Source organism: Pseudomonas sp. Q1-7 (assembly GCF_028010285.1).
GTDB lineage: Bacteria > Pseudomonadota > Gammaproteobacteria > Pseudomonadales > Pseudomonadaceae > Metapseudomonas.
The window spans coordinates 4,603,608-4,617,169 of sequence record NZ_CP116304.1; the positions used below are offsets into that span (position 1 = coordinate 4,603,608).

Genomic DNA, 13,562 nt, shown 5'->3' on the forward strand with positions numbered 1-13,562 from the left:
ATTCTGCCAGAGCCGCGCCGCCAGTTCGCTGTCAGGCGCCGAACAGGTCGTTGATGCGATCGAAGGGCATCGCCTGCCCCATGGCCATCAGATTGCCCTGGCGCAGTTCGTCCGCCGCGTGGAAGAAGGCGCCGTAGGCCACCCGCGCCAGGTTGGAGCCGACGCTGACGCGCTTGACCCCGAGTTCGGCCAGTTCCTCCAGGCCGAGTTTCAGGCTGGGCGAGCCCACCAGCACGTTCACCGGCCGCGGCGCCACGGCGCGCACCACGTCGTGAACCTGTTGGCGACTGGTGAGGCCCGGCGCGTAGAGCACATCGGCGCCCGCCTCCGCATAGGCCACCAGGCGGCGCAAGGTGTCATCGAGATCGGCACGGCCATGCAGGAAGTTCTCTGCCCGGGCCGCCAAAGTGAAGGGAAAGCCGAGGCTGCGGGCCGCCTCCACGGCAGCGTGGATGCGCTCCACTGCCAGGTCCAGGGGATAGATGGGGTCCTCGGCGCGACCGCTGGCATCTTCGATGGAGCCGCCGACCAGGCCGACGGCGGCGGCCGCGTGGATGGTCGCCGCGCAGTCCTCGGGGCGGTCGCCGTAGCCGTTCTCCAGGTCGGCGGCCACCGGCAGCGGCGTCGCTTCCACGATGGCGCGGGCATTGGCCAGGGCCTCCTCGCGGTTGACGTTGCCTTCGGCATCGCGTCGCCCGAGGGCGAAGGCCAGGCCGGCACTGGTCGTCGCCAATGCAGCGAAGCCGAGGTGCGCGAGCATCTTCGCCGAACCGGCATCCCAGGGATTGGGCAGGACGAACAGGCCAGGGGCGCGATGCAGGGCGGCGAATGCCTGGCCGCGTTGGGCTTGGCTGGACATGGCAGGCTCCGGAATTCGGGATGGAGCCGATAGCCTAGCCCAGGGATCAGAGGAGGCCGAGCTGTTCGGCCGGCGGTTGCGACAGCTCCAGGGCCGGCAATCCCGGAAGGCGCTCACGCAGGCTGGCGTGGAACCGCAGCGCCTGGGCGGCGGCCAGGTGGTTGTCCGGGGTGTGCAGGAACACGTTGGGCGTCAGACCCTGTTCGATCCAGCCGGCCACCTTGTCCAGCCAGGGATCGAGGAAAGGCTGGTTGGCATCCAGGTCCGGTCCGCCGATGAAACGCACCTGCGGACTGGTGCTGAAGGCTGCCGGCCGCACCGGCACCCGTGGCTTCTTCGATTGCGCGTGGAGCACGGCTGGGTCCTGGGAGCGGACACTGAACAACGCCCGCGAGTCCAGGCAGATGCGCTCCACACCGCGCTCGTGCAGCAGACGGTTGAGGGCTCGCTCGGCGTCGCCCTTGTCGAAAAAGGCCGGGTTGCGCACTTCCACCGCGATGCTCTGGTGGCTGAATGCGTCCAGCCAGCAAGCCAGCTCACCCAACCGGTTCTGCCCGAAGGCCGCCGGCAGTTGCAGCCAGAGCGGCGACAGGCGCGGTCCAAGGGGTTCCAGCAAGTGGAGGAAGGCCTCGGTGGCGACGATCTGGTCGCGCAGGTCGCCTTCATGGCTGACATCGCGGGGCACCTTGGCGCAGAAACGGAACCTCTCCGGCATGGTCTGTGCCCAGCGCCGCAGGGTTTCGGCGGAAGGCCGCGCGTAGAAGGTGGTGTTGCCTTCCACCGCGTTGAACACCTGGCAGTAGTGGCCCAGGGTGTCGGCGGGACGCAGGTCGGCGGGATAAAAGCTGCCGCGCCAGGCCGGCTCGTTCCAGGACGGGCAGCCCAGGTGATAGGGCAACATCAGGCGTAGAGGTCGAGGCCGAGGACTTCGGGGGCGTCGTAATCGGCGGCGAAGCTGGCGGTGGTGCTGTAACTGGCGATGGCCTGGGCAGCGCGGGCACTGGTGTAACGCTGTTGCTGCTGGTTCAGATCCTGGGGACGCACCGGCAGGTTCTCCCCCGCGTTGTTGCTCGCCTGGACGCGACGGGGCTGGGGAGCCTGCTCGTAGCCCTGGGTCGAGGATGGGGTGGCGGGTTGCTCGCGACGGGCTTCCTGCTCACGCTGGATCTCGCGGAACGGTGTAACCGCGCCGCCCTGGCGAGGGCTGCGTTCCAGCGGAAAGGAAGACGTGAAGCCGTCGATGCGCATCGGTTACTGCTCAGCCGTACTGGCGTTTCGAAATGACTGCCGCTGGACTCTAGCCGCCCCGCCCTGGCTTGGCAATCGGGGACGACGAACCAATTGCCGCCATTCTACTGCGGCGCCTTGGGCGTGGCGACGTTGTCGCGCAGGTACACCGGTTGCGCCTGGTCCGCGGGCAGACCTTCGCCCCGTGCCCAGGCGAAACGCGCCAGGGCCAGGAGGTCTTCCGCGTGGGGCAGCAGACCCGGCGACTGACCACTGACGGGCACCGGAATGCGCGACGCGAAGGTGCCCCAGCCAGTGCCCGCGCCATACCAGTCGCCGCCGGCGTCGCGCGGCAGCAGGGCCTGCTCCGGGGGCAGAACCGCTTCCACGCCGGCCAGACGCATTTCGCCGGCATCCAGGCGGTAGCATCCCCAATAGACCTCGTCCATGCGCGCATCGATAGCGGCGGCCACCTGGTCGACGCCCTGTTCGCGGTGGGCACGCTGGGCCAACACCGCCAGATCGGATACCGGCAGGACCGGCCGGTCCAGCGCGAACGCCAGGCCCTGGACCACGCCTATGGCAATGCGTACGCCGGTGAAGGCACCGGGGCCACGACCGAAGGCGATGGCGTCCACCGCAGCCAGCGGCAGGCCTGCCTCGCCCAGCAGGGTCTGGATCATCGGCAGCAGCCGCTGGGCATGCAGGCGCGGAATCACCTCATAGTGGCTGAGCACCTTGCCGTCGTGCAGCAAGGCGACGGAGCAGGCTTCGGTGGCGGTATCCAGGGCCAGCAGTGTGGTCATCGACAGGTCCAGACGCGGAAAAAAGGCGGGCATTATAAACGCCAACGGCCCGCAAGCGGGCCGTTGGTCAGATACGGGCAACGTCTCAGCTGAGGGCGGCCAGTACCTTGCCGGTGATCTCTTCCACCGAACCCACGCCGGCGATGGCGCTGTACTTCGGGGTGCCTTCGGCGGCGGAAAGCTTCTGGTAGAAGTCCACCAGCGGCTTGGTCTGCGAGTGGTAGACGGCCAGGCGCTTGCGCACGGTCTCTTCCTTGTCGTCGTCACGCTGGATCAGGTCTTCGCCGGTCTCGTCGTCCTTGCCGGCAACCTTCGGCGGATTGTGCTCGGTGTGGTAGACGCGGCCGGAAGCCGGGTGAACGCGGCGGCCGGCGATGCGACTGACGATTTCCTCGTCGTCCACGGCGATCTCGACCACGTGGTCGATGTTCACACCGGCTTCCTTCATGGCCTCGGCCTGGGGAATGGTGCGCGGGAAACCGTCGAAGAGGAAACCATTGGCGCAATCGGGCTGGGCGATGCGTTCCTTGACCAGGTTGATGATCAGGTCGTCGGAGACCAGGCCACCGGCATCCATCACGCTCTTGGCCTGCAGGCCAAGCTCGGTGCCGGCCTTGACCGCTGCACGCAGCATGTCACCGGTGGAAATTTGCGGAATGCCGAATTTCTTGGTGATGAAGCCGGCTTGAGTACCTTTGCCGGCACCAGGGGCCCCCAGCAGAATCACGCGCATCGATGTGCTCCTCAAAGATTTTATTTTCAGATCGGTCGGATTCGCCTCATGGGGCCAATCTCGGAATAGGATTTTCGGCGTCGCTGTCGGGCCAAAAGGACGTTCAAGATACACAGCACCCCTATAGCGCACAAGACGCCGGAGGTAGGGGCCAAATCCGCTTCAACCGGTGTTGCGCAACCCCGCCGCGATCCCCGCCACGGTAACCAGAAGCGCCTGTTCCAGCGGGCCTTCGACATGTTGCTCACAGCGCCTGGAACGGGCCAGGAGCTCGGTCTGGAGCAGGTGCAGCGGGTCCAGGTAGGTATTGCGCACGCTGATGGCTTCGCGGGTCACCGGACTCTGCGCCAGAAGCCTCGACTGACCGGTCAGAGCCAGCACCGAAGTGCCGGCCTGCGACAATAGGTCGCGCAACTGCGCACCCAGGGGCTTCAGTTCCTCCGGCACCAGCCGCTCGTCGTAGAGAGCCGCGATGTTGGCGTCAGCCTTGGCCAGGACCATCTCCAGCATGTCGATACGCGTCGCGAAGAATGGCCAGCGCTCGCGCATTCGCGCCAGCAGCTCGATGTCCCCCCGTTGCCGGGCATTCTCCAGGGCCGTTTCCCAGCCCAGCCAGGCCGGCAGCATCAGGCGAGTCTGCGTCCAGGCGAAGATCCAGGGAATCGCCCGCAGACTCTCCACCCCACCGGCACGCCGCTTGGCCGGACGACTGCCCAGGGGCAGGCGGCCGAGTTCCTGTTCCGGGGTGGCCTGGCGGAAATAGTCGACGAACTGCGGATGTTCGCGCACCACCGCGCGGTAGGCCGCCACACCATCGGCGGCCAGATGGTCCATGGCGGCGCGCCAGGCCGGCTCGGGCTCCGGCGGCGGCAGCAAGGTGGCTTCCAGTACCGCCGCCAGGTAAGTGTTGAGGTTCTGCTCGGCGATGCCGGGCAGTCCGAACTTGAAGCGGATCATCTCGCCCTGCTCGGTGGTGCGGAAGCGTCCCGCCACCGAGCCCGGCGGTTGCGACAGGATGGCGGCATGGGCCGGGCCGCCGCCCCGCCCCACGGTGCCACCGCGGCCATGGAACAGTAGCAACTCCACCTGGTGCTCGCGGCACACCTCCACCAGCCGTTCCTGGGCACGGTACTGGGCCCAGGCGGCGGCTACGGTACCGGCGTCCTTGGCCGAGTCGGAGTAGCCGATCATCACTTCCTGGGGACCATGCAGCCGTGCGCGATAGCCAGGCAGGCCGAGCAGGCGGTCGATGGCTGGCCCGGCGTTGTCCAGGTCGGCCAGGGTTTCAAAGAGTGGCACCACGCGGATCGGACGTTGCAACCCGGCTTCCTTCAACAGCAGTTGCACCGCCAGCACGTCCGAGGGCGCACCGGCCATGGAGATCACGTAGGAGCCGAGGGACGCGGCCGGCGCGTTGGCCACCACCCGGCAGGTGGCAAGCACTTCGGCGGTATCGGCCGATGGCCGGTGGTGCGGAGGCAGCAGCGGGCGTCGGTTGTCCAACTCGCGCTGAAGAAAGGCCAGGCGGTCATCCTCGTCCCACTCGGCGTAGTTGCCGAGGCCCAGGTAATCGGTGATTTCCCCCAGCGCGGCGGCGTGGCGACCGGCGTCCTGGCGGATATCCAGGCGCACCAGGAACAGGCCGAAGCTGGCCGCACGGCGCAGGCAGTCGAGCAACATGCCGTCGGCAATCACACCCATGCCGCAGGCATGCAGCGAGTGGTAGCAGAGCTCCAGGGGCTCCAGCAGTTGACTGTTCTCGTGCAGCACCTCCGGCCCCGGCGGCAGCTCGCCCTCCAAGGCCGCCTCGGCCCAGGCGCGGGTCGCGCGCAGGCGTTCGCGCAACTGTTTGAGCACCGCCCGGTAAGGTTCGGGATGCACCCCCACGCGCACGCGCAATTCGTCGCTGGCCTGCTGCATGGACAGCTCGGCGGCCAGGTGGTCGACATCGCGCAGATAGAGATCGGCGGCCATCCAGCGCGCCAGCAGCAGCACCTGGCGGCTCACGCTGGCGGTGACATTGGGGTTGCCGTCGCGGTCGCCGCCCATCCAGGAGGCGAAGCGCAACGGCGCGGCAGTCAGCGGCAGACGCAGGCCGGTGGCGGCGTGCAGCACCTGGTCGACGTGGCGCAGCACATTGGGCAGGGCATGCCAGAGGGAATGCTCGATCACCGCGAACCCCCACTTCGCCTCGTCCAGCGGCGTCGGCCGGCTGCGGCGGATCTCCTCGGTGTGCCAAGCCTCCGCGATCAGGCGCCGCAAACGCAGGCGCACTCGCTCGCGCTCCGCCTCGCTGAGATCGGCATGGTCCTGGGCGGCCAACTGGGCGGCCATGGCGTCATACTTCTGGATCAGGGTGCGGCGAGCGACTTCGGTGGGGTGGGCGGTCAGCACCAGCTCGATATCCAGCCGGCCCAGTTGGCGGGCCAGTTGTTCCGGAGCGTGGCCGGCGGCACGCAGGCGCTGCAGCAGTTCACCAAGCACGCGATCCTCGAAGGGAGACGGCTCGTCCGCCGCGCGCCGGCGGATACGGTGGTACTGCTCGGCGATATTGGCCAGGTTGAGGAACTGGTTGAAGGCCCGCGCCACTGGCAGCAGTTCGTCTTCGGTCAGGCCGTCGAGGGTGTCGTTGAGCTGGCGCTCACCCTGGGCCGAGCCCTTGCGGGCGGCCTTGGCCCCCTTGCGGATGCGCTCGATCTTGTCGAGAAAGACCTCGCCCAACTGGGCACGAATGGTGTCACCGAGCAGCTCGCCAAGCAGGTGGACATCCTCGCGCAGGCGCGCGTCGATTTCGGCCATTGCCCTTCCTCCGTCGCTGGATTCGACTTCCAGATTGCCGATAGCGCCATGCAGTTACAAGGGCGCGACGAACGGCGTATCCGAATGCGCCCGCAAGCTAGTCTGAACAATAGCCGCCATCACGAATGACGACTCCCGGGCGGCAGAGATCGTCCGGTGCTTCGCAGCCACCCACCACCATGTGGGAAAAGGATGAGGTGTCTATGAAGATCCGAGAACTGGCCCACCATTGGGAGCAGAACGCCAAGGGTCGCCTGACCCGCAGCGAGTACAACGTCCACCTGGACCTGGAGTCCGCGGCGCGGCTCGCCGCGTTGTCCGAGATGTACCCCAAGCGCAGCGTCGAGGAGTTGATCGGCGAACTGGTCGGCGCCGCCCTGGAAGAACTGGAAGCCAGCTTCCCCTACGTCAAGGGAAGCCAGGTGGTCGCCACCGATGAGCAGGGCGACCCGCTCTACGAAGACATCGGGCCGACGCCACGTTTCCTGGCGCTTTCACGCCGCTACCTGCAACGTCTGCAACGCGACGGCACCAGCCACTAACCGCGTCTGTGCACACCGGGCACATGCAAGTGCCCGGCATGCGCGCAGTCCTCGCTGGTCACCGGCGGTGGTCCCGGCTGCTCCAGTTCGCGGAGGATGCCGCAGGCTTCGCTGGCGCCCTCCCCGCTGCAGCGTGCCCGCAGGTCCTGGAGCTGGGCGCGCAGCGACTGCAGTTCGGCAATGCGCACTTCCACGTGGTGCAGGTGCTCCTCGATCAGCCGATTGGCGGTGCCGCAGTCGGCCTCGGGACGATCGCGCAGGGCCAGCAGGGCACGGATTTCCTCCTGGGTCATATCCAGCGAACGGCAGTGACGGATGAAGGACAAGCGCTCCACATGGGCGGTGTCGTACTGCCGATAATTGCCCGCGCTGCGGGATGGTTCCGGCAGCAGGCCCTCGCGTTCGTAGTAACGGATGGTTTCCACCGGGCAGCCGGTGAGGGTGGCCAGTTCGCCGATCTTCATGATCCGTCTCCGCTTGACTCTGTAGTTACTACAGGGTGTGCAATGGCTCGCGAAGCGTCAAACAGGAATTGACCCATGAGCCACCATTGCTGCCACGACCATGACCATGCCCCCCGCTCCGCCAGCCCGGAACTGGCTGCCGTCGCCGCCACTGCCACTGCCGAGGCGCGCTGGAGCAGCCTGCGCATCGACGCCATGGACTGCCCCACCGAAGAACGCCTGATCCGCGATGCCTTGGCCAAGGTCCCGGCCATCGAGGAGCTGGAGTTCAACCTGATGCAGCGCCTGCTGCGGGTGCGCCACCGTTTCGAGGATGTGGAACCGCTGCAACGCCTGATCGCGAGTCTGGGCATGCAGGCCGTCCCCCTGGCAGAAGGCGCCCCCGCCGCCGCACCGGCCGAGATGAAGAAGCCCTGGTGGCCGCTGGCCCTGGGGGGACTCGCCGCCCTGGCCGCGGAAGCCTGCGAATGGTTCGGCCTGGCACCGGAGTGGGTCATCGCCGGCCTGGCGATTCTCGCCATTCTCGGTGCCGGCCTGCCCACCTACAAGAAGGGCTGGATCGCCCTGAAGAACCGCAACCTGAACATCAACGCATTGATGAGCATCGCCGTCACCGGTGCCCTGCTGATCGGCCAGTGGCCGGAAGCGGCCATGGTCAGCGTGCTGTTCGCCATCGCCGAACTGATCGAAGCACGCAGCCTGGAGCGGGCGCGGGATGCCATTCGCGGCCTGCTGCAACTGGCCCCCGAACTGGCAACGGTGTTCGAGGCGGGACAATGGCGTGAGCGGCCGGCCAGGGAAATTCAGCCCGGCGCACGCTTGCGGGTACGGCCCGGCGAGCGTATTGCCCTTGACGGCGAAGTGCTGGGCGGCCGCTCCAGCGTCAACCAGGCGCCCATCACCGGCGAAAGTCTGCCGGTGGAGAAGGACCAGGGCGACCCCCTGTTTGCCGGCACCATCAACGGTGAAGGCGAACTGGAATACCGCGCCACGCGCGCCGCCGACGACAGCACCCTGTCGCGCATCATCCACGCCGTGGAGGCCGCCCAAGGCTCACGGGCACCGACCCAGCGCTTCGTCGACCGTTTCTCGCGCATCTATACGCCAGTGGTGATCCTCATCGCCGTGCTCACCGCGCTGCTGCCTCCCCTGTTCTTCGACGGCGTCTGGCTGGACTGGCTGTACCGCGCCCTGGTGCTGCTGGTGATCGCCTGCCCCTGTGCGCTGGTCATCTCCACCCCGGTGACCATCGTCAGCGGCCTGGCGGCGGCGGCGCGCGGCGGCATCCTGATCAAGGGCGGCGTCTTCCTCGAACTGGGCCGCAAGTTGGCCTGGGTGGCCCTGGACAAGACCGGCACCCTGACCGAGGGCCGTCCACGTCAGACCGATGTCGAGGTGCTGCGGGAAGACGGCCGCGATACCCGTGCCCTGGCCGCCAGCCTGGCCGCCCGTTCGGATCACCCGGTGTCCCAGGCCGTGGCCCGTGCCGCCGAGGCCGCGGGCATCGCCCTCTACGCGGTGGACGAGCTGGCCGCCCTGCCCGGCCGAGGCGTCACCGGGCAGATCGAGGGCCGCACCTACCACCTGGGCAATCACCGACTGGTGGAGGAGCTCGGCCTCTGCTCGGAGGAACTCGAGGCGCGCCTGGACGCCTTGGAAGCCCAGGGCAAGACGGTGGTCGCCTTGTGCGGCGAAACCGCCGTGCTGGCGCTGTTCGCGGTGGCCGACACCGTGCGTGACAGCAGCCGCGAGGCCATCCGCCAGCTCCACGAGCTGGGCGTGAAGACCCTGATGCTCTCCGGCGACAACCCGCACACCGTGCAGGCCATCGCCAGCCAGGTGGGCATGGACGACGCGCGCGGCAACCTGCTGCCGGAAGACAAGCTGGCGGAAATCGGCCGGCGCCAGGCCGGAGGCAGAGCGGTGGGCATGGTGGGCGACGGCATCAACGACGCCCCCGCCCTGGCCCGCGCCGACATCGGTTTCGCCATGGGCGCCGCCGGTACCGACACCGCCATCGAAACCGCCGGCGTAGCACTGATGGACGACGACCTGCGCAAGCTGCCGCAGTTCATCCGCCTGTCCCGCCGTACCCACGGGGTGCTGATGCAGAACATCAGCCTGGCGCTGGGCATCAAGGCGGTGTTCCTGGCCCTGACATTGATGGGCGAAGGCACCCTGTGGATGGCGGTGTTCGCCGATATGGGCGCGAGCCTGCTGGTGGTGTTCAACGGGTTGCGGTTGCTTTCACCCCTCTCCCAAAGGGAGAGGGGGTTATCCGCGTCCGGGCCGGGTTCAGCTGTGTAGGTTGGGCTGGGGCACGAAGCCCAACGCCTCGGCGTCAGCCCCATCGTTGGGTTTCGCTGCGCTCTACGCCAACCTACGGAAGCGCCGCCTGATACAGCGACACCATCTTCGCGTCGAAGGCCACCAGCAGCGCCTCCTTGAGTGTGCTGCCCGGTGGCCTTTGACGCTTCAACTCGGCCACCGCGATCTGCGCTGCGTCTTCCAGCGGATAGCCGTAGACCCCGCAACTGATGGCCGGGAAGGCAATGCTCGCCAAGCCTTCGGCTTCCGCCAGGGCCAGGCTGTTGCGGTAGCAGTTGGCGAGCAGTTCGGCTTCACGGTGGTTGCCGCCCTGCCAGACCGGGCCCACGGTGTGGATCACAAAACGCGCCGGCAGGCGGAAACCCGGTGTAATGCGCGCCTCGCCGGTCGGGCAGCCGCCCAGGGTGCGGCAGCGAGCGAGCAGTTCGGGGCCGGCGGCGCGGTGGATGGCGCCGTCAACGCCCCCGCCGCCGAGCAGCGAGCTGTTGGCGGCATTGACGATGGCGTCCACCTCCAGGGTGGTGATATCGCCTTGCCAGATACGAATGTCCATGACGGCTACCTCCCAAAGGGAGGCTAGACCCTCAGCGGACTTCCTGCGGCGTTTCCTGCCCCATGCAGCGCACGGCCTTCTTCTTGCTGTCCACCAGCACGCCGGTAAGGCCCTTCTGCTGGGTATCGAACAGCACCAGCACGCCGTCGATGCACTGGGCGACCTGGGCGGCGGGCTCCAGGGAAACCTTGTAGTCCTCGCCGGGGAGGGTCTTGAGCATGGTGAAGTCGCTCAGCAGCAGGGCGTCCTCGGGTTTGGCGAAGTGCAGGTAGCCGTAGTACCAGAGCACCATCACGGTGCCGACGATGCTGCCGATGCCGGTGAGGATCAGCGGAATGGGGTTGCGTTCGCTCATTGGGGACTCTCTGTATTCGGGACTTCGGCCAGCCGGCGCAGCCCGACGAAGCCTGTCGGGTCTTCGAGGTAGAGCAGCATGACCTGGCGCCAGGTTGGGTCAGCGAAAGTCTGCACATGGCCGCCACGGACCGGCTGGAACACCCGCGGCGGGGGCGCAGCTTGATACAAGCGCACGCCGTTGGAAAGGGGCACCACCGGATCGTCGAGGCTGTGGTAGATCAGCATGGGCAGCCCCTTCAGCCCGCCGATGGCGCGCAGGGCGCTGTCACCATCGGGGATCAGCCAGGACAGCGGCACCTGCAACGGCCAGGTGAGCCAGGCATTGGACAGGCTGTACTGCGCCACTTCGCGGTAGCTGGCGGGTACGCCGTCCAGCACCAGGGCCTTGAGCTGCGCGCGCCGCTCGGGGCGTTCGGCGAGGTAATGCACCGCCAGGGCGCCACCGATGCTCTGGCCAAGCACTACCCGTGGCTTGTCCTGCACTTCCGGCGCCTGGTCGAGCCAGGCGAAGGCGGCATCGATGTCCTGGTAGAGCGCCGGCAGACTGGGCGATCCCTCGGAGCGGCCGTAGCCGCGATAGTCCAGCAACAGCACCTGGTAGCCCTGGGCCGGCAGCCACCAGCTCCCACCCAGGTGGGTGGCGACATTACCGCCATTGCCGTGCAGGTGCAGCACCGTGCCCTTCACCTCCACCCCTGGTCTGGCCGGCAGCCACCAGGCATGCAGGCGGGTGCCGTCGGCGGCGCTGAGCTGGATGTCGCGGTACTCCAGCTTGGCGCGCTCCGGGGTGAACGGCAGGTGCTTCTCCGGGTAGAACAGCAAGGCGCTGCAGCCTTGCAACAGCAGCGCGAAAAAGATCAGCAGGCAACTGCGCATAGCGGATTCCATCCCATCAAGGGTTCTCCGAAGGTTGGCGCCTAGCGAAGCGAGGCCCAACGCCGAGGCCGGCCTGACATTCCGCTCGTCGGGCCTCGCAGGCTCGGTACCAACCGACGAAAAGCTCAAGCGAATCAGAGGATGTTCGCGTAATCCGCCTCGATACGCTCCAGGCTCAAGTGGTTGAGGAAGTTGGAGAAGCACATCCAGGCCGAAAGCGCGTTGAGGTCACGGAACTGCGGCGGCAGGTACTTGGGCGGCACCACCAGCCCTTCGTCCACCAGTTGGCGCAGGGTGCGGGTGTCTTCCAGGGTGGTCTTGCCGCAGAACAGCAGCGGGATCTGCTCCAGCTTGCCCTTGCGCACGGCGAGCTGGATGTAGTTGTAGATCAGGATGAAGCCTTTCAGGTAGGACAGGTCCTTGGTGAACGGCAAACCGCCCGGCAGCGAGCCCCGAAACGCCCGGCTGGCGCTGCCGTAGCTCTCCTCCATGGCGTAACCCTGCTCGCGATAGAAGTGGTAGACGTCGAGAAAGTCGGCGCCCTCCTCCGCCATGTGGATGGCGCGGGTGCGGTTGGTCAGGCGGCGCAGGCGGCTCGGATAGGAGGCGAAGGCGATCACCTCCATCAGGATCGCCAGGCCTTCCTGGGTCACGGTGGACGACGGCGGGCCCTTGGAAAGGAAGGTGCAGATGGGCTGGTTCTGCCCATTGAGGGTCGTGCCGACGTGCACCAGACCTTCGTGGACTTCCAGGGCGCGCACGTCGCGCTCGTTGAACAGGGCGTCGGCGCGGACCTTGATGTAGTCGGCGCCGGCGGCGGCGTCGGCGACTATGCCGTCGGACTCGAAGACGCGGATGGTGTCATCGCCGAACACCGCCCCCAGGCGGCTCTGCAGCATGTCCACTGCGTCCTTGGCGGTGAGAGTCTTGGCATCGTCCTTGAGGTCGCCACGGTCGGCGATGTTGTTCAGGTAGTCCGAGAGCATCAGCCCGAGGTCGGCGAGGGTCGGGTCACCGGCATGGAAGGCATCGGAGGCCGCGCCGTAGAGCTCCTGGGAAATCAGGCCGAAATCGGCGGTGCCGCGCGCTTCGAGCATGCGGATCACCATGCGGTACTCCTTGCACATGCGCCGCATGATCTGCCCCACCGGGTTGAACTGGCCCAGGTGCCGGGTGATATCGCGCTCGATGTTCTGGAACTCCAGCTTCTTCTCCGCGGAATCGAAGGCCAGCGGGCGGTTGTCGTAGTAGGCCCGGTCCACCGCGGGCGCGGACTTGCCCTTGTGCTTGAGGAAGCCCTGGCGAACGCTGTCGTCCCACTTCACAGCGTCCAGCACGCGAATCGGCGTCTGCGCCTGGACGATGCGATCGGACAGCGCGCGAATGGTTTTCTGGTAGTCGTCGGGGAGTTTGCGGCGGGTCATCGGCGGCTCACTCCTCGGCAGCGCGCTGGTAACGGGCGACTTCGATGAAAACGTCGGAGTTGGCCGGATCGTCCAGCCAGCCGAAGACCACGTATAGCGGGCTGGTGATCAGCACGCCATCGCCCTCCGGCATCTCCACGCTCTGACCCTGGAACCGGCCTTCCTGCATTTCCTGTTCGACGCGTTCGACATCCAGGTTGTAGACCACCAGTTCGTTGTCGCGGGTCAGCTCGAAGCCGGCGATGGCGAAGTTCGCGCCGAGCTTCTTCGGCAGCCCGGCGGAGAGGTACCAGCGGCGGCCGTGGTGGGCGACGGTGAAGCCGAACTCCTCCATGCCGTCCAGGTTGTCCTTGCTGCCCTCGAAGCTGCGTGCCTTGTACAAGTTGGAGCCGGCGCGGCTGATTTCCAGGTACTGCCGCTCGCCCCATTCGTCCTTGCGGGTCCAGTCCCCCAGCAGGGGTATCGGCGCGGGCTCGTTGGCTGGAATCGGGTCCTTGAAGGTGACCAGGCAGCCGCCCAACAGCAGGAAGGACAGGGCCACCACGGCACGCCAGACAATCATCTCGCTCTCCTTGTGATAACGAAAAACCCCGC

At 67.1% G+C, this 13,562-nt stretch carries 14 protein-coding genes; 2 read left to right on the forward strand and 12 right to left on the reverse strand.

What is annotated here, in order from left to right; translation table 11 throughout:
• Positions 1-31 precede the first annotated feature (31 nt).
• From PJW05_RS21365 to ppc, 6 genes are all read right to left on the reverse strand, one after another.
• Complete coding sequence (locus PJW05_RS21365; protein ID WP_271408950.1) at positions 32-859, reverse strand: isocitrate lyase/PEP mutase family protein; 828 nt, start codon at positions 857-859, stop codon at positions 32-34.
• 46 nt (positions 860-905) lie between these two features.
• On the reverse strand, positions 906-1,760 hold the full coding sequence (locus PJW05_RS21370; RefSeq protein ID WP_271408951.1) for a DUF72 domain-containing protein: 855 nt from the start codon (positions 1,758-1,760) through the stop codon (positions 906-908).
• On the reverse strand, positions 1,760-2,107 hold the full coding sequence (locus tag PJW05_RS21375; RefSeq protein ID WP_271408952.1) for a hypothetical protein: 348 nt from the start codon (positions 2,105-2,107) through the stop codon (positions 1,760-1,762). Before PJW05_RS21375 ends, PJW05_RS21370 begins: the two co-directional genes overlap by 1 nt.
• Before the next feature lie 104 nt (positions 2,108-2,211).
• Entirely contained in the window at positions 2,212-2,892 is a 681-nt protein-coding gene (gene tsaB / locus PJW05_RS21380) for a tRNA (adenosine(37)-N6)-threonylcarbamoyltransferase complex dimerization subunit type 1 TsaB (RefSeq protein WP_271408953.1), read from the reverse strand.
• An 85-nt stretch (positions 2,893-2,977) separates the two neighbouring features.
• The gene (gene adk, locus PJW05_RS21385; protein ID WP_271408954.1) at positions 2,978-3,625 is read right to left on the reverse strand and encodes an adenylate kinase; all 648 of its coding nucleotides are present in this window, start codon (positions 3,623-3,625) and stop codon (positions 2,978-2,980) included.
• A gap of 162 nt (positions 3,626-3,787) precedes the next feature.
• Complete coding sequence (gene ppc, locus PJW05_RS21390; RefSeq protein WP_271408955.1) at positions 3,788-6,424, reverse strand: phosphoenolpyruvate carboxylase; 2,637 nt, start codon at positions 6,422-6,424, stop codon at positions 3,788-3,790.
• A 203-nt stretch (positions 6,425-6,627) separates the two neighbouring features.
• Here ppc and PJW05_RS21395 point away from each other — a divergent pair, with 203 nt between their 5' ends.
• Positions 6,628-6,966 carry a pilin assembly protein gene (locus PJW05_RS21395; protein WP_271408956.1) on the forward strand — a complete coding sequence of 113 codons (339 nt, stop codon included), beginning with the start codon at positions 6,628-6,630 and terminating at the stop codon, positions 6,964-6,966.
• Here PJW05_RS21395 and cadR read toward each other — a convergent pair.
• Positions 6,963-7,430 (reverse strand): Cd(II)/Pb(II)-responsive transcriptional regulator, encoded by a 468-nt coding sequence (cadR, locus tag PJW05_RS21400; protein WP_271408957.1) that lies wholly within the window; start codon positions 7,428-7,430, stop codon positions 6,963-6,965. The two genes, PJW05_RS21395 and cadR, sit on opposite strands and share 4 nt — an antisense overlap.
• A gap of 75 nt (positions 7,431-7,505) precedes the next feature.
• Here cadR and PJW05_RS21405 point away from each other — a divergent pair, with 75 nt between their 5' ends.
• Positions 7,506-9,737: a heavy metal translocating P-type ATPase gene (locus tag PJW05_RS21405; protein ID WP_271408958.1), complete on the forward strand. Its 2,232-nt coding sequence runs from the start codon at positions 7,506-7,508 to the stop codon at positions 9,735-9,737.
• A 73-nt stretch (positions 9,738-9,810) separates the two neighbouring features.
• Here PJW05_RS21405 and PJW05_RS21410 read toward each other — a convergent pair whose 3' ends face one another.
• The 5 genes from PJW05_RS21410 to PJW05_RS21430 all read right to left on the reverse strand — a co-directional run bounded on the left by PJW05_RS21410 (position 9,811) and on the right by PJW05_RS21430 (position 13,530).
• Entirely contained in the window at positions 9,811-10,311 is a 501-nt protein-coding gene (locus tag PJW05_RS21410) for an O-acetyl-ADP-ribose deacetylase (RefSeq protein ID WP_271408959.1), read from the reverse strand.
• A 31-nt stretch (positions 10,312-10,342) separates the two neighbouring features.
• A complete protein-coding gene (locus tag PJW05_RS21415) occupies positions 10,343-10,666 on the reverse strand; it encodes a hypothetical protein (RefSeq protein WP_271408960.1) in 324 nt (107 codons plus the stop codon).
• Positions 10,663-11,544, reverse strand: coding sequence for an alpha/beta hydrolase (locus tag PJW05_RS21420; protein WP_271408961.1), 882 nt, complete (start codon positions 11,542-11,544; stop codon positions 10,663-10,665). The genes PJW05_RS21415 and PJW05_RS21420 overlap by 4 nt, the downstream gene beginning before the upstream one ends.
• Before the next feature lie 134 nt (positions 11,545-11,678).
• Entirely contained in the window at positions 11,679-12,968 is a 1,290-nt protein-coding gene (locus PJW05_RS21425) for a flavohemoglobin expression-modulating QEGLA motif protein (RefSeq protein ID WP_271408962.1), read from the reverse strand.
• A 7-nt stretch (positions 12,969-12,975) separates the two neighbouring features.
• Positions 12,976-13,530 (reverse strand): hypothetical protein, encoded by a 555-nt coding sequence (locus tag PJW05_RS21430; RefSeq protein ID WP_271408963.1) that lies wholly within the window; start codon positions 13,528-13,530, stop codon positions 12,976-12,978.
• Positions 13,531-13,562 lie beyond the last annotated feature (32 nt).

What these genes read in the sequence shown, in the direction of transcription:
- PJW05_RS21405 (WP_271408958.1), top strand. Translation starts at nt 7,506, where the DNA reads ATGAGCCACCATTGCTGCCACGACCATGACCATGCCCCCCGCTCCGCC.
- PJW05_RS21395 (WP_271408956.1), top strand. Translation starts at nt 6,628, where the DNA reads ATGAAGATCCGAGAACTGGCCCACCATTGGGAGCAGAACGCCAAGGGT.
- PJW05_RS21410 (WP_271408959.1), bottom strand. Translation starts at nt 10,311, where the DNA reads ATGGACATTCGTATCTGGCAAGGCGATATCACCACCCTGGAGGTGGAC.
- PJW05_RS21370 (WP_271408951.1), bottom strand. Translation starts at nt 1,760, where the DNA reads ATGTTGCCCTATCACCTGGGCTGCCCGTCCTGGAACGAGCCGGCCTGG.
- PJW05_RS21425 (WP_271408962.1), bottom strand. Translation starts at nt 12,968, where the DNA reads ATGACCCGCCGCAAACTCCCCGACGACTACCAGAAAACCATTCGCGCG.
- ppc (WP_271408955.1), bottom strand. Translation starts at nt 6,424, where the DNA reads ATGGCCGAAATCGACGCGCGCCTGCGCGAGGATGTCCACCTGCTTGGC.
- PJW05_RS21430 (WP_271408963.1), bottom strand. Translation starts at nt 13,530, where the DNA reads ATGATTGTCTGGCGTGCCGTGGTGGCCCTGTCCTTCCTGCTGTTGGGC.
- adk (WP_271408954.1), bottom strand. Translation starts at nt 3,625, where the DNA reads ATGCGCGTGATTCTGCTGGGGGCCCCTGGTGCCGGCAAAGGTACTCAA.
- tsaB (WP_271408953.1), bottom strand. Translation starts at nt 2,892, where the DNA reads ATGACCACACTGCTGGCCCTGGATACCGCCACCGAAGCCTGCTCCGTC.
- cadR (WP_271408957.1), bottom strand. Translation starts at nt 7,430, where the DNA reads ATGAAGATCGGCGAACTGGCCACCCTCACCGGCTGCCCGGTGGAAACC.
- PJW05_RS21420 (WP_271408961.1), bottom strand. Translation starts at nt 11,544, where the DNA reads ATGCGCAGTTGCCTGCTGATCTTTTTCGCGCTGCTGTTGCAAGGCTGC.
- PJW05_RS21365 (WP_271408950.1), bottom strand. Translation starts at nt 859, where the DNA reads ATGTCCAGCCAAGCCCAACGCGGCCAGGCATTCGCCGCCCTGCATCGC.
- PJW05_RS21375 (WP_271408952.1), bottom strand. Translation starts at nt 2,107, where the DNA reads ATGCGCATCGACGGCTTCACGTCTTCCTTTCCGCTGGAACGCAGCCCT.
- PJW05_RS21415 (WP_271408960.1), bottom strand. Translation starts at nt 10,666, where the DNA reads ATGAGCGAACGCAACCCCATTCCGCTGATCCTCACCGGCATCGGCAGC.